Here is a 16408-nt window from a genome sequence, read left to right as displayed (position 1 = left end):
GGAGGAGTGAGCGGGTTGAGCGGGGATCTCGGGTGCCTGTACGGGGTCGGACTGGGGCCGGGAGACCCGGAGCTGGTGACGGTTAAGGCGGCCAGGCTGCTCGGCGCGGCCGACGTGATCGCCTACCACAGCGCCCGGCACGGGCGGAGCATCGCCAGGTCGGTGGCCCTGCCCTACCTGCGGGGAGACCAGGTCGAGGAGGCGCTGATCTATCCGGTGACCACCGAGACCACCGACCACCCCGGCGGATACCAGGGCGCGCTCGACGACTTCTACGCCGACTGCGCCGTGCGGCTGGCCGCGCACCTGGACGCCGGGCGCGACGTGGTGGTGCTCTGCGAGGGCGACCCGCTCTTCTACGGCTCCTACATGCACATGCACAAGCGGCTCGCGCACCGGTACCCGACCGAGGTGGTGCCGGGGGTGACCTCGATCAGCGGGGCCGCCGCGGTGCTCGGCCGCCCGCTGGTCGAGCGGGACGAGACGCTGACCGTGCTGCCCGGCACGCTCCCGGCGGACGTGCTGGCCGAGCGGCTGGCCGCCGCCGACTCGGCCGCGGTGCTGAAACTCGGCAGGACCTTCGAGAAGGTCCGCGCCGCCTTCGCCGAGGCCGGTCGCCTCGACGACGCCTGGTACGTCGAGCGGGCCACCACCGGTAAACAGCGCATCGAGCCGCTGGCGGACGTCGACCCCGAGTCGGTCCCCTACTTCTCCCTCGCGCTGCTGCCCAGCCCGCTCACCCCGCCGGCGGCGGAGAGCGCGGCCGGTCAGGAGGCAGTCGGCGACCGCCGGGAGGAGTCCGGGGACGGGCGGCGCGGCGAGGTCGTCGTGGTGGGGCTCGGCCCCGCCGGGCGGCCCTGGCTGACCCCCGAGGTGCAGGAGGCCCTCGCCCGGGCCGACGAACTGATCGGCTACGGCCCCTACCTCGACCGGGTGCCGCCCAACCCGCGCCAGCGCCGCCACCCCACGGACAACCGGGTCGAGGCCGAGCGCGCCGCGCACGCGCTGGAGCTGGCCACCGCCGGATCACGGGTGGTCGTGGTCTCCTCGGGCGATCCGGGGGTGTTCGCCATGGCAAGCGCGGTGCTCGAGGTCGCGTCCGAGCCGAGGTTCGCCGACGTCGAGGTACGCGTGCTGCCCGGCCTGACCGCCGCTCAGGCGGTGGCCAGTCGCGCCGGGGCTCCGCTGGGCCACGACTTCTGCGTGCTGTCGCTGTCCGACCTGCTCAAGCCGTGGGAGGTCGTCGCGGACCGGATCACCGCCGCGGCGCGGGCCGACCTGGTACTGGCGATCTACAATCCGGCCTCGCGGAGCCGGACCTGGCAGGTGGCCGCCATGCGCGACCTGCTGCTCGAACACCGCTCCCCGCACACGCCCGTCGTCATCGGGCGGGATGTCGGCGGCCCGGCGGAGAGCGTGCGCGCCGTGGAGCTGGCCGACCTCGACCCCGCCGAGATCGACATGCGCTGCCTGCTGATCGTGGGCTCGTCCACCACCCGGCTCACCGAACGCGGCGGACGGCCCGTCGTCTACACCCCGCGTCGCTATCCGGCCTGAGCCTCCACCCAGGCCGCGGCGGCCTCGGCGGTGTCCGCCAGCTGGACACCGCCGGGGATCGGCGGCCGTCGTACGATGACCACCGGAATCCCCAGCTCCCGCGCGGCGGCCAGCTTGGCGGTGGTCATCTCGCCGCCGCTGTCCTTGGTCACCAGCACCTCGACGCGGTGCTCGCGCATCAGCTCCAGCTCTCCGCGCAGGGTGTACGGCCCCCGGGAGAGCACGACCACCGTCCGGCCGGGCAGCGGCGGGGTGGGCGGATCGACGGACCTGGCCAGGAACCACAGGTCAAGGCCGGTGAACGCGGCCAGGCTGCGGCGGCCGGTGGTGAGGAAGACCCGCCTCCCCAGCTCCGGCAGCAGGCGGGCGGCGGCCTCAAGCGTGGGCACCCAGCGCCAGTCGTCGTCCGGACCCTGGCGCCAGCCGGGACGGCGCAGCACCAGCAGCGGCACCCCGGTGCCGGCGGAGGCCGCGACGGCCGATGCGGTCATCCGCCGGGCGAACGGGTGGGTGGCGTCGACGACCAGGTCGATCGCGTGCTCCCGCAGCCAGTCGGCGAGCCCCTCGGGGCCGCCGAATCCACCCTCGCGCACCTCGCCGACCGGGAGCCTGGGGTTGGCGACCCGTCCCGCCAGCGAGGACACCACGTGCAGATCCGCCCGCCCGTCCAGCCGGGCGGCCAGCGCCCTGGCCTCCGCGGTCCCTCCCAGGATCAGCAGGCGTCTCATCTCGGTCCCGCCGGTCAATTCCGGCACCTGTCCGCCGAGTAGAGGTGGCTGTCGGGGAACGCCGAGGCCGTCAGCACCCGCCCGACCACGATCACCGCCGTCCGCAGCACCCCGGCGGCCCTGACCCGCTCGGCGATGTCGGCCAGGGTGCCCCGCAGGATCACCTCGTCGTCCCTGCTCGCCCGGGCCACCACCGCGACCGGGCAGTCGGCGCCGTAGGCGGGGAGCAGTTCCGTGACGACCGCCTCGATCCGCTGCACGGCCAGGTGCAGCACCATGGTCGCCCGGCTCGCGCCGAGCGTGGCCAGGTCCTCGCCCTCCGGCATCGGCGTGGCACGCGCGGACGTACGGGTGAGGATGATGGACTGCCCGACTCCCGGCACGGTGAGCTCCCGCTTCAGCGAGGCCGCCGCGGCGGCGAAGGCCGGGACGCCCGGCACCACGTCGTACGGGATGCCGAGCGCGTCCAGCCGCCGCATCTGCTCGGCCATCGCGCTGAAGACGGAGGGGTCGCCCGAGTGCAGCCGGGCGACGTCCAGCCCGGCCGCATGCGCGCCGGCCATCTCGGCGACGATCTCATCGAGGGTGAGCCCGGCGGTGTCCACCAGCCGTGCCCCGGGCGGGCAGTCGTCCAGCAGTTCGCGCGGCACCAGCGACCCGGCGTACAGGCACACCGGGGACGAGGCGATCACCCGCAGGCCGCGCACCGTGACGAGGTCGGCGGCTCCGGGGCCCGCTCCGACGAAACACACCCTGGCCGTCAAGACTCCTCCTCCTTGACCGATGACCAGACGGTCACCGGCATCATCGTCCGCCAGCCGGTGAAGCCGCCGACCGGGGCGGCGCGGCCGACCGCGAGGCGCACCAGGTCTCCGCCGTGCCTGCCGTACCAGTCGGCCACGACCGCCTCGGACTCCAGGGTCACCGCGTTGACCACCAGCCTGCCGCCCGGCCTGAGCGCCGCCCAGCAGGTGCTCAGCACGCCGGGAACCGTCGCGCCGCCGCCGACGAAGACGGCGTCGGGCACGGCCAGCCCGGCGAGCGCGCCGGGGGCCGCGCCGACGACGACCTCCAGTTCGGGCACTCCCAGCGCGGCCGCGTTGCGCGCGGCCCGCTCCGCCCGGTCCCGGCGGCTCTCCACCGCGACGGCCCGGCACGCGGGATGGCAGCGCATCCACTCGATCGCGATGCTTCCCGCACCCGCGCCGACGTCCCACAGCAGCTCGCCGGGGACGGGCGCGAGGCGGGACATGGTGACCGCCCGCACCTCGCGCTTGGTCAGCTGCCCGTCGTGCTCGAACGCCTCGTCCGGCAGCCCGGGGACGCGGGGGAGCGGGACGTGTCCCGGGTCAGACATTGCCGAGCACCCGGGTCACCTGGATCTCGATCACGACACGGTCGGGGTTCACCCGGGGGGCGCGGTAGCGCAGCGCGTACCGGCGCTCGGCGTCGGCGACCTCCTCGGGGGTGTCCCGGAGCACCGCACGCCCCTCCAGGGTGGACCAGCGCCGCCCGTCGACCTGGCAGACGGCGGCCGGCGCGCCCGCCGGACCCGCGGCGGCCACCAACCGGCCCTTGTACGACCCGCGCGAGGTGATGACCCGGGCGATCGCCGTGCCGACGTCGAGCGTCACCCCGACGGGCACCACGTGTGGCGTCCCGTCGGCTCGGACGGTGGTCAGCGTGCACAGGTGCCGCTCATGCCAGAACGCGTCGAACCCCTCGCCGAGCCCGGCCAGGTCCGGCCGCGTGGCCCCCACAAGCATCACGTCACCCCAATGGTCGTCGGTACGTTCACCCGATGACGAACCCCCGTGGCGTACCGTCGCGGGGTGCCGCCCTCTCCCGGTGCCGGGCAGGGCGCGCCGCACGTCACCCGTGGCGGGGCCAGAGTGTACTCGGAGACGGGGGTGACGGCCGAGGCCAGGGTCCTTCACACCGGGCCGGGCACGGCGTGGGTGAAGCCGCCGTCCGGGTCAGACCGGGTCAGACGACCCGGACCCGCTCGGCAGCAGCAGCGCGACCAGCACGCCCACCCCGCACAGGGCGGCGGTGATCAGGAAGATCTCGCTGTACTCGGTGTGCAGCGCCGCCCTGACCTTCTCCTCGTACTCGGCCAGCCGGGTGGCGTACACGGCCGGGTCCACGCCGAAGGGCAGCGGGGTGTCCAGGTCCGCGGTGAGGGACTGGAAGCGGTGGAAGCCCCAGGCGGACAGCGCGGCGACGCCGAGCAGCATGCCCATCATCCGGGCCACGACCACCGCCGCCGAGGCCACCCCGTGCTGGACGGCGGGGACGGCACGCAGCACCGCGGAGGAGACCGGTGCGATCACCAGACCCAGACCGAGACCGGCGACGATCAGGTCGGCGTCCATCCGGTACCCGGCCGAGGCGAGGTCCAGTGGCCACTGGCCGATGCGCACGTAGCCGACGCCTGCCAGCGCCAGCCCGATCACCGTCACCACGCGCTCACCGTACCGGCGGGACGCCAGGCCGCCCACCAGAGCGGCCACGGAGAGCGCGACCAGGAAGCGCGACAGCACCAGGGCGCCGTCCAGGGTGTCCAGGCGCAGCAGGGTCTGGGCCGACAACTGCACGTCGACCAGGGTGACCAGCAGCGCGGCGCCGGTCAGGAAGCTCACCCCGAGCGTGGCGAAGAACGGGCCGCGCAGCACCCTCGCCATGTCGATCAACCGGGTTCTGGCGCGCATCTCCCACACGACGAACACGGCGCCGGACACGACCCCGCCGACGATCGCCGGCAGGCCCCACGGCGGGAGGACCGCCCCGCTCGGGTCGGGGTTGTAGAGACCGGCCACGAGCAGGCCGAGCGCGAGCGCCAGCAGCAGCCCGCCGACCACGTCGACGCGGCTGCCGCCGGTGCCGGTCCGGTCACGGCCGGGGGGCGGCACCGACCGCTGTACGGCGACCGCGGCCAGGGCCACCAGCGGGATGTTCAGCCAGAAGATCGACCGCCAGCCGCCGAGTTGCACGCCGCCGAGCTGGAGGGTGGACGGGACCAGGGCGGCGAGGGCCGCGCCGTACAGGGGGCCCAGCACGCTGCCGAGCTCCTGGGCCGACCCCACGGCGCCGAGCGCCACCGGACGCTCGTCCTCATCCCACAGATCCCCGATCAGAGCCATGGTGATGGGCAGCAGCGCGCCGCCCGCGACCCCCTGCAGGGCCCGTCCGGCGACCAGCCAGGGCACCGTCTCACCCAGCGCGGTGATCACCGAGCCCGCCGCGAAGCCCGCCAGGCAGAGCTGGATGAGCGGGCGCCTGCCGTACCGGTCGGAGAGCTGACCGAGCAGCGGCATGGCCGCGATGTAGCCGAGCAGGAAGCCGGTGACGATCGGGGTGGCCCGCTCCATGTGGTTGAGCGGGACGTCGACGTCCTTGGCGATGTCGATGAGGACCGTGACCACGACGTACGCGTCCAGCGCCGCCAGCAGCACCGCGGTGCCGCCGACGCCGAGAGCGGCCCGTCGCCGGGCCAGCCGGCCGCCGTCCTCCGGGACGGCGCGGGTCACCATCACTGGGCCGGAGCGGTGACCTGGACCGGCACGTCGTAGTCGCTGAAGACCACGATCACCTTGCCGCCGGTCAGTGGCAGATCCGCCTTGAGCAGGCGGCTGGTGGCCTTGTCGATCCAGAGCGTGCCGTCGACGCTCTGCGCGAGGCCGGGCACCATCGTGGCGAGCACCTGCTGGGAGAGCGTCGCCGAGACCCGGTAGGAGTCGACGCCGTTCACCTTCTCGGCCGCCTGGGTCTTCGGGTCCAGCGCGTTGCTCAGCAACTGTACGACGCCCTTCTCCGGGTTGAGGATGGCGGACGGGTCGTAGATCGCCGCCAGCTGGCTCCGCGACATCTTCTGGAAGCCTCCGGTCACCCCTTTGAAGTGGACGGTCTCCCCGATCAGCACGAAGCTGATCTCCTGAAGACTGCCCGCCACGTCGATCTGGATGGTGCCGTCCGCGTCGCCGGTTCCGCTGAGGCGGCCGGAGGCCTTCTTGACCGGCACCGCGGGAGCGCCCTCGGTCTCCATGGAGAAGGTCGCCGACTTCACGGCACGTGTCGCCTCCGCGGACTTCTTGACCAGTTCGGCTCCGCTGGGAAGGGCTGCCGTGGCGTCGGAGGCGTCGCCGCCGCTGCAGGCGGTGACCAGGGAGCACACGGTGAGCACCGCGGCGATGAAGATCCGGCGAGCAGACATGGGCGGATCGTAACGACAGCGCGGTCTACTAAGGGAGTACGGGCGGTATCGGTTTCGCGTCAGCGAATGTTTTTGAGGTGCTCCACCACCGGAGCGTAGGCGATTTCCAGCTCGATCAGCTGATCGTCGGTGAGCAGGTCGATGAAGTGCCGGCGCACGCCGGCCACGTGGTGCGGCGCGACCCTGTTGATGGTGTCCCAGCCGTGCGCGGTGAGGACGGCGAAGGTGCCGCGCCGGTCGTCGGCGCAGGTCTCCCTGGCGACCAGGCCGGCCTTCTCCATCCGGGAGATCTGGTGCGACAGCCGGCTGCGGGACTGGATCGTGGCGTCCGCCAGGTCGCTCATCCGCATGCGGTGACCGGAGATCTCCGACAGGTTCACCAGGATCTCGTAGTCGTTCACCGAGAGCCCGAAGGGCTGGAGTTCGCGGTCGAGGCGGTGTTCGAGGAGTTTGTGCGCGGCGAGGTGGGCACGCCACGCCCGCTGCTCGACTGACGACAGCCAGCGAGGCGTCTCGTCGTTCACCGGTCGCTCACCACTCTCGTGCCCCGCGCCGGTGACTCCGGTGACTTCGGCGGGTCCGCCCCCCGACCGACCACTCCGTTCGCCGGGCGAGGCCTGCTGCAGGGTCATGAATCAGAACCTACCTCAGAAGGCACCGATCACTCGTGGTAGGCGGTGTCAGCGCGCCCGGAGGGGGCTGCCTCTCCGTCGTCATTTTCCCTTCCTGCTCGGCGACGGGGCCGGAGATGATGTCGGGGACGGCTCGACGGTCTCGCCGTTCGGGTCGGTGACCAGTTCCTCGGCGGCGCCCATGACCGTGGCCGCGTTCACCTTCCACCGGCCTCCCGTCTTGATCAGGCTCAGCTCCATGTACGTGCCGAGCATGCGCCGGGTCCCCGCCGTGCTCGTGACCTGGGAGTCGACCACCGTGATCGCCTTCGCCCTGCCCTCGCCGACCGCTGAGACGTAGACGCCGCGGATCGAGGCCGAAGAGCTCGCCCGCATCGTGGTGATCACACCTTCGAGCGGGCTGAACGCCTCGTTGTAGGTCTTCTCGAAGTCCTCGCCGGAGATGGCGAAGACCCGGTCGCGGTAGGCCTGCAGGTCGGTGTGGTCGTAGGTCTGCAGGGCCACGGCGAACTCGCCCGCCCGGGTGGACACCGCCTCGCGGTCGGCCTTCTCCTGCGCCAGCCGGTCGGCGGCCATCCACTGGAGCACCGCGGTGGTCGCGGTCGCCGCGAACAGCATGGCCGCGACGGCACCGGCCAGCCTGCCCCGCCACGTGCTGAATCCGCTCCTCCCGCTACCCGCGGCCCCGTGCTCCCGCTCGGTCTCCGTGCTCGCCCCGGCAGGTCCGGCCTCAGGTTCCTTACCGGCCTCCTGATCCTGGTCCGGAGCCGGGGGCGGGGCGTCCTCGGCGGGGGCGTGCCGGTGCTGTTCCGACGTGCGGGGGGTGGGGGTCAAGGGCTTACTCCTGTTCACGGCGGCGGGAGGCTCGGCCGACGGCGATCCAGCCGAGCACACCGCCGGAGATGGCGACCGCGGCGAAGATCGCAACGATGAGGGGGGTCATGTCCTGGGAGGACTCCGAGGTCCGGCCGGTGTCCGCGGCCGGTACCGGCTCCCGGCTCTCCTCAGGTGCCGGTGTCGCGTCGCCGGGTTCGGCGGTCGCTCCGTCCGCGGACTCGTCGTCGGCGTCTCCGCCGGCGTTCTCGTCGCCGGGAGCCTCCTCGTCCTTTCCGACCGCCACCTTGCTCGCGGGTCCCTTCGGGCAGGTGCGGAGCTTGGGGACCGTCGGGGGAGCCAGCGGATTGCGATACTCCCGCGCGGCCTTGGGGCCGCCGGGGACGCTGAAGATGAAGGCGGTCCTGCCGTACAGGCCGTCGGCCTGCCTGTCGCTCACGTCGGCGATCAGTGCCTGCGCGGTGGGTACGTTGCGGAGCAGGTGGTTGACGTTGTCGGGAGTACGGCCGCCGAACACCTTGCCGGGCTTGACGCCTCCGGCGGTCAGCAGACAGGACAGGCCGGGGCGTGCGGTGGTGAGCAGGGTGTTGACCTGCCGGAAGAAGCTCGGCCCGTGGTCGAGGGCGGCGTTCAGCTGCCTGCGGGACTCGCGGACCGCCCGGGTCACCGCGGCCAGGTCGTCCACCCCCTCGGACAGTTTCTCGCGCCTGTCCGCCAGGGTCCCGGTGAGCCGGGTGAGCTGCACCGACAACTCGTCCAGCACATCGGTGTTCTCGGCGAGGGTCGCGGTGAGGTCGTGCGCGTTGTCGACGATCTCCCGGATCGAGGTCGTCCGCCCGTCCAGGCCGGTCGCCAGCTCCCCCACGATGGTCCGGGCGTCCTCGGCCGGCACCGCGTCGAGCAGCTTGCCGACACCGTCGAACAGCTTCCGGTAGTCGAGCGGCACCGAGGTGCTGGCCAGCGGGATGGTGGCGCCCGCGGCCAGGGTGGCGCCCTCGCCGCCGCCGGTTCCGCTCCTGGGCGGGGAGATCTCCACGTACGGCTCGCCGATGGCGGACTTGCGGCGCACCTCGGCGGTGACGTCCCGGGGCAGACGCACCCCGCGATCGATGCTCAGCGCGACAACGATCTTGCCGGGTGCCAGCTCCACGCCGCTGATCCGGCCGATCCGCACGCCGAGGTAGGCCACGTCGAAGCCCTCCACCAGGCCGGGGGAGGAGAGGAACTCGGCGTTGATCCGGTACGGCCGCTCGACGAGGTCCAGCTTGATGATGGTGGTGAACGCCCACACGGTCATCACGACGCCGAGCGCCGCGAAGAAGCCGAGGTTGATCCAGATGCGGTTCCTCATCGCGGCGGCCCCAGCAGCAGGCGGAAGTCGTCCACCGAGTTGGGCAGGCGGGGCCTGTCGCTCTTCTTCGGCTCGGGCAGCAGCAGCCCCTTGAGCCACACGGAGATCAGCAACTGGCCGTTCACCACGAGTGGTGGCTGGTCGAGGAAGCTCTGCACCCGGCTCACCAGCACCTTCAGGTCCTCCTTGCCGCGTACCGCCGAGGTGGAGACCGCGTCGAGCTCGCGCAGCAGGGTGCGCAGCCGGGCCTCGTGCCTGGGATAGATCGTGTCGTTGACCTCACGGGCCAGCGCGGTGAGCTCCCGGAGGGTCTTCTTGATGTGCCTGCGGCCGTGGTTCAGGCGGGCGGTGGCGTCGGAGAGCGTGCCGGGCAGCCGGTCCAGCTCCGCGGTGCCCTTGGCGAGTTCGTCGCCGAGCCTGGCCAGACCGTCGATGGTACGGGCCAGGTCCTCGCGGGACTCCGCGTAGGCGGTGGTGACCTCGGTGGTCTGCCGCAGGAGCCGGTTGAGGTCCTTGCCCTTGCCGCCGATCCCGGTCGCCGCCGCGTCCAGGACGGCGTTCACGTCCTGGGCGCCGAGCGCGTCGATGAGCGGCCCGGCCCGCTCGGTGACCTGCTCGATGTCGGGTTTGACGGAGGTCACGGCGATGGTCGAGCCGCTTCGCATGAACGGCCCCGTCGTCATGTCCCGCCCTTCGGGAAGGTCCAGCTCGATGTAGTTCTCGCCGAGGATCGAGGTCTTGGCGACGATGGCGCTCGTCCCCTCGGGCACCTGGTTGCCGTCCTCGATGGACATGGTGACCTTCGCCCGGTAGCCCTCCAGCCGGATGTCGGTCACGCTGCCCACCCGTACGTCGGACACCTGAACGCTGTGCCCGGCCACCAGGCTCTGCACGTCGTCGAAGGTCGCGGTCAGGGTGAGCTCGCCGGTCGGCGCGCCCAGGGTCTGCAGGCTGCACGCCGCGCTCAGCCAGAGCACGGCCAGCCCGGCGACCGGGCGGGTCCACCGCCGCCACCGGCCCGCGATCTTTTGGCCCGCGCCCGCCGGTGTCCCCGGTCGTGTCCCCGAGGGCGTCTCCGTCCGCTCCCGTACTCCCGTGCCCATCAGCGGCCCTTCCCGCTGCCCTGCCAGGGGCAGTTGCTCAGCTCTCCCGGCAGGCAGGGCACCTTGCCCAGGCCCATGGCCTCGAAGAGCGGGGTCAGCCAGGCCCGCGTCAGCGCGTTGAGCACCACACGAATCTTGAGCACGTGGTTCTTCCTGTCCCACGACAGGATCATGTTGTCCAGGAACTTCCTGGTGCCCTCGATGCCCTCGGCCACCGACTCGCTGTTGACCTTGAGGGTCAGCACCAGCTCGGCGAGGTTGGCCACCCCCTTGGGCAGCCGCTCCTGGTACGCCTCGATCAGCACGTCACCGCGCTGCACGAACTCCGCCAGGCCGGTGATGAAGCGTTTCATCCGCTGCCGCTCGTCGGCGAGGGTGGCGCCCGCCTCGGCGAAGGCGTCGATGGTGGTCTTCACCTGCTTCTCGCGCCTGTTGAGGTTGGTGGCGATCCGGTTGAGGCCCCTGGCCAGCTCGATCAGCTGCTCGTCCTGCCCGGCGAGGGTGCGGGTCAGCGAGGCGGCGTCGGCGAGCGCGCCGTTGATCTGCTTGCCCCGGCCTCTGACGGTGTCGGCCAGGTTGCCGGCCACATCGCCCATCTTGTCGGTGTCGAGGGCGTCGGTGAGCTTGGTGAACGTCTCCAGGGCGTCGTCGATCTCCACCGGCAGGTCGGTCCGCTCCAGCGGGATCACCGCATCGGGTGCGATCTTCGGCTTGCCGGGTGTCCAGGGCGGGTGGAGCACCACGTTCCGCTCGCCCAGCGTGTTCTGCGCGGCCACGATGGCGTTGACATCGGCGGGCAGCGGTATCCCCCCGTCGATCAGCAGATCCGCCCGGACCCTGTCGCCCTCGACCGTGAGCTTCTCCACGGTCCCCGCGTCCAGGCCCAGCACCTTGACCTTCGCCTGCTCGTACAGCGAGGGGGCCGCGCTGAAGTAGGCGGTCAGCCGGTAGGGGCCGGCCCCTACCGGCAGCAGCGAACACCCCCCGGTGGAGGCCAGCAGCACTCCCGCGAGCAGCGCCGCGATCACCCTGCGCGCCGGGGACCGCGCCGCGGTGCGGGCGCGGTGCGGGCGGCTCGCTCCTTGCTGTCCCTGTGCTGTCAACGGCTGTTCCTGTCCTTGCGGATGGCAGCCAGCACCTCGGGGTTGATCGGCCCCAGCCCGGTGGCGATGGCTTCTATCCACGGCCCGTGGCCGCCGGTCGTGGCGAGCCCGGAGAAGGTGGGGCCGACCCAGGCGAGCACCGAGTTGAGGTTCCTGCCGCTGGTGGAGTCGAGGCGGTTGCCGATGGCGGTCACGTCGTCGATCACCGTGATCAGGTCCTTCTCGTGCCGGGTGACCAGGGTGGTGATGCTGTTGACCAGGTCGCTGCCGTCGCCGAGCAGCGACTTCAGCTCGTCGCGGCGGAGCCGCAGCTCGTTGAGCATGATCTCGATCGAGTCGATCAGGCGGCCGATCTGCGCATCCTTCTTCTCCAGCACGTCCATGATCTTGTTGCCGTTGTCCAGCAGCCGCCGCAACTGAGGCTCGCTCTCGCTGATGATCTCCGACAGCTCGCCGATGTTGTCCAGCAGCTTGCTGACCCTGCCCTGGCGGGCGGGCTTGAGCTCCGCCAGCTCGGCCAGGAGCCTGTCGACGGAGTCGGTGTCGAGCCGCTGCACCAGCCGGGTGGCGTCCTTGAGCGCGTCGGTGACCAGCACGGGGGTGCTCGTCCGGGACATGGGGATCCGCCGCTGCTCCTCGGGCAGCTCGTCCATGTACGGGCGGGTGACCGGCCCGGTGAGCCTGACGTAGCGCCCGCCCAGCAGGTTGGACAGGGCGATCTCGGCCCGGGTCTGCGGGCCTAGTCTGATCCCGTCGTCCACCCTCCAGGTCACCACGACGTGCCCCTGGGAGTAGTCGGCGCGGACCTCGGTGACCTTGCCGACCGTCACCCCCGCCACCCGGACGTCGTTGCCGGAACGCAGCCCGGCCGAGTCGGGCAGCACCGCCGACATCGGGTATCCCCCCTCCAGCAGCCCCAGGTTGCCGATGAGGAAGGTGACGACCAGCACGACGGTGAGGACCGTCATCGACACCAGGCCGACGACGGTCCTGTTGCGGTCGCGGAACGACTTGAGCGCCATCAGGACCCCACCAGAACCCGGCGCAGGTCACCGGTGTCGGACAGCTTGAAGGAGCCGCGCAGCGGCGGAGGGCTCTTCATCGGGTACGGGCAGGGCAGCGGGCCGAGCGCGAAGCAGGGCACGTAGGCGGTGACGAAGTTGCCCTGGCCGGTCACCTGGAACGAGCGCCGCAGCGGCGGGGTGAGCGTGCCGAGGAGCCTTTCCACGCTGCCGATGTTGCGCCGGATGCCGCCGGTGAGCCGGGTCAGGTGGTCCACCACCCGGCCGAACTCCTGGGAGTTCGCGCCGAGCACCCGGTCGTTGACCCTGACCGTGGTGGACAGCTCCACCAGGGCGTCGTCGACCAGCTCGCGGTTGCGGGCGAACGCGCCGGTCAGCGTGACCAGGTTGTCGACCAGCTGGGCTATCTGCCGGTCCCTGCGGGCGACGACGTCGGTCACCGTGGCGTAGTCCTCCAGCAGCCCCTGGATGACCTTCCTACGTTCGGCGATCGTGCCGGTCAGGTCGTCGAGGTTGTCGACCAGTTTGGGGATGTTCTCCTGGTTGCCGTCCAGCGCCTCGCCCGCCGCGGTGAGCAACTGGTTGATCTGCTCGGGGTCGAGGCTGCGGGTGAGCGGGCCCAGGTCGCTCGCGAGCTCGCCGATGTCGACCACCGAACTCGTCCGCTCCACGCGGGCGCCGTCGCCGAGCATCTCCCCGGCGGTGCCCGGCTCCAGATAGACCACTCGCTGCCCGATCGTGTTGCGCCAGCGGATCGCGGCCGAGCTGTCGGAGGGAACCCGTACATCCGTCCGTACGCTGAGCGTGACCTCGGCCCGGCCCGCGACCACCTCGATCGTGTCGACCTGCCCGACGGGCGCACCCGCGATCTTCACCTGGTCTCCCTCGTGCAGCCCGGAGACGTCGTCGAAGGTGGCGACGAGGCTGTAGGAGTCGCCCACGTCGACCCTGGCGATCTGGCCGCCGATCAGGACGATCAGCGTGCCCGTCACCAGGAGGAAGAGTACGAACTTGCCCAGCGTCCAGCGGCGCCGAACCTGCTCCGCGGATCCGGCCACGCGCTCACCCGCCCTTCGTGGAGCCGCACGCGCCGACGAAGAGCTCGCACACGTCCGTCGAGATGAAGGTCTCCATCTTGATCTGGGCGGTGCCGTTCGGGCCCTGCCCCGAGGCCAGGTCGTTGAGTACGGCGAGCATCCGGTTCAGCCCTCGCACACCGTCTCCGGCGATGCCGAGCTGCGCGTACAGCAGGGAGGCGACGCGTTCCCCGGAGTTGACCGCGGCTTTGAGGTCGCGGCGGTGCTTGCGCAGGCCGTGCGCGGTCAGATGGGAGACGTCGTCGAGTTCCTTGAGCAGGGCGCGTACCTTGTCGGCCCGCTTCAGCAGGTCGGGAGTGATCACATTGGCGTCCGCGGAGATGGCCACCAGCTCGTCGCCCTTGTCGGCCAGGGCCGCGCTGAGGTCCCCGGCGTCGCCGATGAACCGCTGGAAGTCGGCGCGGTGCCGGTGGGCCACCTTGATGACCCTTCCGGCGTCGCCGATGATCGCCCGCAGCTGCGGGCCCTTGCCGTCCAGGCCCCGGCCCAGGGTGTGCACGATGGTCGTGACGTCCTGCGGGTCGATCGCCTTCAGCCCCTCGTACGCGTCGGTGAGGGAGTCCGACAGGTCGGAGGGGGCCTCGGTCCTGGTGATGACCGCGCCGCTGAGCAGGTAGGGGCCGGAGGTCTCGCCGGAGCCGGGGACGAGGTTGACGAACTTGGGGCCGAAGACCGAGCTCGGCTCGATCGTGGCGGTGACGCTCTGGGGCACCCTGACTCCGGGGTCCACGTAGATGGCGACCACGGCCCGGCCCTGCCGGTCCAGGGTGACCGAACCGACCCCGCCCACCGTGATGCCGCGGATCTTGACGGGGGAGTTGGGGTCCAGGCCCTGGCCCGAACGGGTGAACACCGCGGTCAGCCGGGTGCCGCTCACCTCGGACGCACCCCGCACCACCGCGGCGACGGACACGGCCAGGACCAGCAGCACGACGATCGAGATCGCCAGCCTGATCGGCAGCGCCACCTCGCCCCTGGCCGCCATCCGGCTCACCCCGTCAGCTTCAGGCTGCTGCCGCCACCCCAGAACAGGTAGGACAGCAGCAGGTTGAGGAGGATGACCGTGACGATCGACTGCCGGATCGCCCGCCCGGCCGCGATACCCACGCCGACTGGGCCGCCGGTGGCGTTGAACCCGTGGTAGCAGTGGATGCTGACCACGGCGAACGCGAAGACGATCACCTTGACCACGCTGTAGAAGATGTCGATCACCGGCAGGCCGAGGTAGAAGTAGTAGTCGTAGACGCCCGGCGACATGCCGAACAGGACGGTGCACATCAGCCGGGTGGCGAAGAAGCTGGCGAACAGCGCGATCATGTAGACCGGGATCAGCGCGATCAGCGCGGCCACCACGCGGGTGCAGATGAGGTAGGTGAACGCGTTGATGGCCATCACCTCCAGCGCGTCGATCTCCTCGGAGATCCGCATGGCGCCGAGCTCGGCGGTGAAGGACGAGCCGACCTGGGCCGCGAGCGCGACCGCCGCGATGATCGGGGTGATCTCCCGCACGTTGGCGAAGCTGCCCACCAGCCCGATGAAGGACTCGGCTCCGATCGACTGCAGGCCCTGGTAGCCCTGGAGGCCGACGGTGGCACCGACCGCGAAGGCCATGGTGAACACCACGAAGACCATGCCGCCGCCGATGACCGTCGCACCGACGCCCACCACCACGTCGCTGACCTGACGCAGGACGACCTTGGAGAACTTCAGCCGCAGGATGATGTCCCTGACCGAGTAGAAGACGACCTTCCACAGGAAGAGCGGCCAGTCCGACAGCGAGGCCAGCCGGTCCGCGCCGTCGCGGATCAGCCCGTACGCGCGAACCCCCGCGGTGCGCACCTCCGGTACGACGGCCATCACATCGCCCTCGGCGGATAGGCGAGAAAGTAGATCATGGTGATCACGTAGTTGACCGCGAAGACCAGTATGAACGTGACGACCGTCGACTGGTTCACCGCGCGGCCCACGCCGACCGGGCTGGTCTGGCAGGTCATGCCGAAGTAGCACGACATGATGGCCGCGATGAAGCCGAAGATCCAGGCTTTGAGCAGCGTCACCAGCAGGTCGCTGGTGACCAGCAGCGAGACCGCGCCGTCGAAGTACGCGCCGGGCGTGACGCCCTGGACGATGACGTTGAAGAAGTAGCCGCCGCCCGCCCCGGCCACGATGACCAGCGGTACCAGCAGCACCGCCACCGTACTCGCCGCCCAGAGCCGGGGGGTGACCAGGCGGTGGATCGGGTTGACCGCCATCACCTCCATGGCGGCCAGCTCGTCGCGGATGTTGCGGGCGCCGATGTCGGAGGTCATGGCCGAGCCCCCGGCTCCGGCGATCAGCAGGGCGGAGGCCATCGGGGCGACCTCGCGGACCAGGCCGACGACCACCGCGCCGCCGGTGGCGGAGGAGGCGCCCAGCTGCCAGGCCAGCTGGCCCACCTGCAGGGCGACGGTCGCGCCCAGCGGGAGCGAGACCAGCAGCACGGGCAGGCTCGTGACGCGGGCCAGGAACCAGCACTGCTGGACGAACTCCCAGAACCAGGTCCTGACGTCCCAGGTGCGGCGGAAGCCCTCAAGGGCGATCACTGACATGTCGCCGACCCGGTCCAGCACGCCGGTCGTCCGGCGGACCAGGTAACCGGTGACCCTCGTCCGCCCGCCGACCGCCATCAACCCGCCGTCCGTTGAGCCATGACCACCTCGGAACTAGCGACTCCGACCATGGACCAGCCACGCTACTGACGGGTATTCCAGTAAGTCGATGCTTCCCAA

At 71.4% G+C, this 16408-nt stretch carries 16 protein-coding genes and 1 pseudogene; 1 reads left to right on the top strand and 16 read right to left on the bottom strand.

The features are described from left to right. Window positions 1-6 precede the first annotated feature (6 nt). Window positions 7-1557 (top strand): precorrin-2 C(20)-methyltransferase, encoded by a 1551-nt coding sequence (locus tag ACWD3H_RS13245; protein ID WP_451955223.1) that lies wholly within the window; start codon window positions 7-9, stop codon window positions 1555-1557. Here ACWD3H_RS13245 and ACWD3H_RS13240 read toward each other — a convergent pair. From ACWD3H_RS13240 to ACWD3H_RS13165, 16 genes and pseudogenes are all read right to left on the bottom strand, one after another. Then, window positions 1545-2285: a cobalt-precorrin-6A reductase gene (locus ACWD3H_RS13240; RefSeq protein ID WP_355549325.1), complete on the bottom strand. Its 741-nt coding sequence runs from the start codon at window positions 2283-2285 to the stop codon at window positions 1545-1547. The two genes, ACWD3H_RS13245 and ACWD3H_RS13240, sit on opposite strands and share 13 nt — an antisense overlap. 14 nt (window positions 2286-2299) lie before the next feature. Further along, entirely contained in the window at window positions 2300-3049 is a 750-nt protein-coding gene (gene cobM / locus ACWD3H_RS13235) for a precorrin-4 C(11)-methyltransferase (protein ID WP_451955116.1), read from the bottom strand. Next, window positions 3046-3636, bottom strand: a pseudogene (gene cbiT, locus ACWD3H_RS13230) (precorrin-6Y C5,15-methyltransferase (decarboxylating) subunit CbiT); the annotation flags it as partial. The gene cobM and the pseudogene cbiT, both read right to left, overlap by 4 nt. Continuing rightward, on the bottom strand, window positions 3635-4051 hold the full coding sequence (locus tag ACWD3H_RS13225) for a pyridoxamine 5'-phosphate oxidase family protein (RefSeq protein WP_451955115.1): 417 nt from the start codon (window positions 4049-4051) through the stop codon (window positions 3635-3637). The gene ACWD3H_RS13225 and the pseudogene cbiT, both read right to left, overlap by 2 nt. Window positions 4052-4261: 210 nt before the next feature. Then, window positions 4262-5818, bottom strand: coding sequence for an MFS transporter (locus ACWD3H_RS13220; RefSeq protein WP_451955114.1), 1557 nt, complete (start codon window positions 5816-5818; stop codon window positions 4262-4264). After that, window positions 5818-6498, bottom strand: coding sequence for an LppX_LprAFG lipoprotein (locus ACWD3H_RS13215; protein WP_350922572.1), 681 nt, complete (start codon window positions 6496-6498; stop codon window positions 5818-5820). The genes ACWD3H_RS13220 and ACWD3H_RS13215 overlap by 1 nt, the downstream gene beginning before the upstream one ends. A gap of 59 nt (window positions 6499-6557) precedes the next feature. Next, window positions 6558-7130, bottom strand: coding sequence for a MarR family winged helix-turn-helix transcriptional regulator (locus ACWD3H_RS13210; RefSeq protein ID WP_451955113.1), 573 nt, complete (start codon window positions 7128-7130; stop codon window positions 6558-6560). An 81-nt stretch (window positions 7131-7211) separates the two neighbouring features. Further along, entirely contained in the window at window positions 7212-7964 is a 753-nt protein-coding gene (locus ACWD3H_RS13205) for a hypothetical protein (RefSeq protein WP_451955112.1), read from the bottom strand. 4 nt (window positions 7965-7968) lie between these two features. Then, on the bottom strand, window positions 7969-9315 hold the full coding sequence (locus ACWD3H_RS13200; RefSeq protein WP_451955111.1) for an MCE family protein: 1347 nt from the start codon (window positions 9313-9315) through the stop codon (window positions 7969-7971). Further along, complete coding sequence (locus ACWD3H_RS13195; RefSeq protein ID WP_451955110.1) at window positions 9312-10418, bottom strand: MCE family protein; 1107 nt, start codon at window positions 10416-10418, stop codon at window positions 9312-9314. The genes ACWD3H_RS13200 and ACWD3H_RS13195 overlap by 4 nt, the downstream gene beginning before the upstream one ends. Beyond that, the gene (locus ACWD3H_RS13190; RefSeq protein ID WP_451955109.1) at window positions 10418-11521 is read right to left on the bottom strand and encodes an MCE family protein; all 1104 of its coding nucleotides are present in this window, start codon (window positions 11519-11521) and stop codon (window positions 10418-10420) included. The genes ACWD3H_RS13195 and ACWD3H_RS13190 overlap by 1 nt, the downstream gene beginning before the upstream one ends. Then, a complete protein-coding gene (locus tag ACWD3H_RS13185) occupies window positions 11518-12543 on the bottom strand; it encodes an MlaD family protein (protein WP_355549309.1) in 1026 nt (341 codons plus the stop codon). The genes ACWD3H_RS13190 and ACWD3H_RS13185 overlap by 4 nt, the downstream gene beginning before the upstream one ends. Further along, window positions 12543-13601 carry an MCE family protein gene (locus ACWD3H_RS13180; RefSeq protein WP_451955108.1) on the bottom strand — a complete coding sequence of 353 codons (1059 nt, stop codon included), beginning with the start codon at window positions 13599-13601 and terminating at the stop codon, window positions 12543-12545. The genes ACWD3H_RS13185 and ACWD3H_RS13180 overlap by 1 nt, the downstream gene beginning before the upstream one ends. Window positions 13602-13605: 4 nt before the next feature. Continuing rightward, a complete protein-coding gene (locus ACWD3H_RS13175; RefSeq protein ID WP_451955222.1) occupies window positions 13606-14625 on the bottom strand; it encodes an MCE family protein in 1020 nt (339 codons plus the stop codon). Between the two features lie 5 nt (window positions 14626-14630). Then, the gene (locus tag ACWD3H_RS13170) at window positions 14631-15497 is read right to left on the bottom strand and encodes an ABC transporter permease (RefSeq protein ID WP_451955107.1); all 867 of its coding nucleotides are present in this window, start codon (window positions 15495-15497) and stop codon (window positions 14631-14633) included. Further along, the gene (locus ACWD3H_RS13165) at window positions 15497-16306 is read right to left on the bottom strand and encodes an MlaE family ABC transporter permease (protein ID WP_355549303.1); all 810 of its coding nucleotides are present in this window, start codon (window positions 16304-16306) and stop codon (window positions 15497-15499) included. Before ACWD3H_RS13165 ends, ACWD3H_RS13170 begins: the two co-directional genes overlap by 1 nt. Between the last annotated feature and the right edge of the window lie 102 nt (window positions 16307-16408).

Source organism: Streptosporangium sp. NPDC002607 (assembly GCF_053592655.1).
The sequence above is the reverse complement of the archived record's forward strand: the minus strand, read 5'-3'. Positions and strand labels throughout refer to the sequence as shown.

What these genes read in the sequence shown, in the direction of transcription:
- ACWD3H_RS13185 (WP_355549309.1), bottom strand. Translation starts at nt 12,543, where the DNA reads ATGGCGCTCAAGTCGTTCCGCGACCGCAACAGGACCGTCGTCGGCCTG.
- ACWD3H_RS13165 (WP_355549303.1), bottom strand. Translation starts at nt 16,306, where the DNA reads ATGGCGGTCGGCGGGCGGACGAGGGTCACCGGTTACCTGGTCCGCCGG.
- ACWD3H_RS13215 (WP_350922572.1), bottom strand. Translation starts at nt 6,498, where the DNA reads ATGTCTGCTCGCCGGATCTTCATCGCCGCGGTGCTCACCGTGTGCTCC.
- ACWD3H_RS13170 (WP_451955107.1), bottom strand. Translation starts at nt 15,497, where the DNA reads ATGGCCGTCGTACCGGAGGTGCGCACCGCGGGGGTTCGCGCGTACGGG.
- ACWD3H_RS13240 (WP_355549325.1), bottom strand. Translation starts at nt 2,285, where the DNA reads ATGAGACGCCTGCTGATCCTGGGAGGGACCGCGGAGGCCAGGGCGCTG.
- ACWD3H_RS13195 (WP_451955110.1), bottom strand. Translation starts at nt 10,418, where the DNA reads ATGGGCACGGGAGTACGGGAGCGGACGGAGACGCCCTCGGGGACACGA.
- ACWD3H_RS13225 (WP_451955115.1), bottom strand. Translation starts at nt 4,051, where the DNA reads ATGCTTGTGGGGGCCACGCGGCCGGACCTGGCCGGGCTCGGCGAGGGG.
- ACWD3H_RS13210 (WP_451955113.1), bottom strand. Translation starts at nt 7,130, where the DNA reads ATGACCCTGCAGCAGGCCTCGCCCGGCGAACGGAGTGGTCGGTCGGGG.
- ACWD3H_RS13220 (WP_451955114.1), bottom strand. Translation starts at nt 5,818, where the DNA reads ATGGTGACCCGCGCCGTCCCGGAGGACGGCGGCCGGCTGGCCCGGCGA.
- ACWD3H_RS13175 (WP_451955222.1), bottom strand. Translation starts at nt 14,625, where the DNA reads ATGGCGGCCAGGGGCGAGGTGGCGCTGCCGATCAGGCTGGCGATCTCG.
- ACWD3H_RS13200 (WP_451955111.1), bottom strand. Translation starts at nt 9,315, where the DNA reads ATGAGGAACCGCATCTGGATCAACCTCGGCTTCTTCGCGGCGCTCGGC.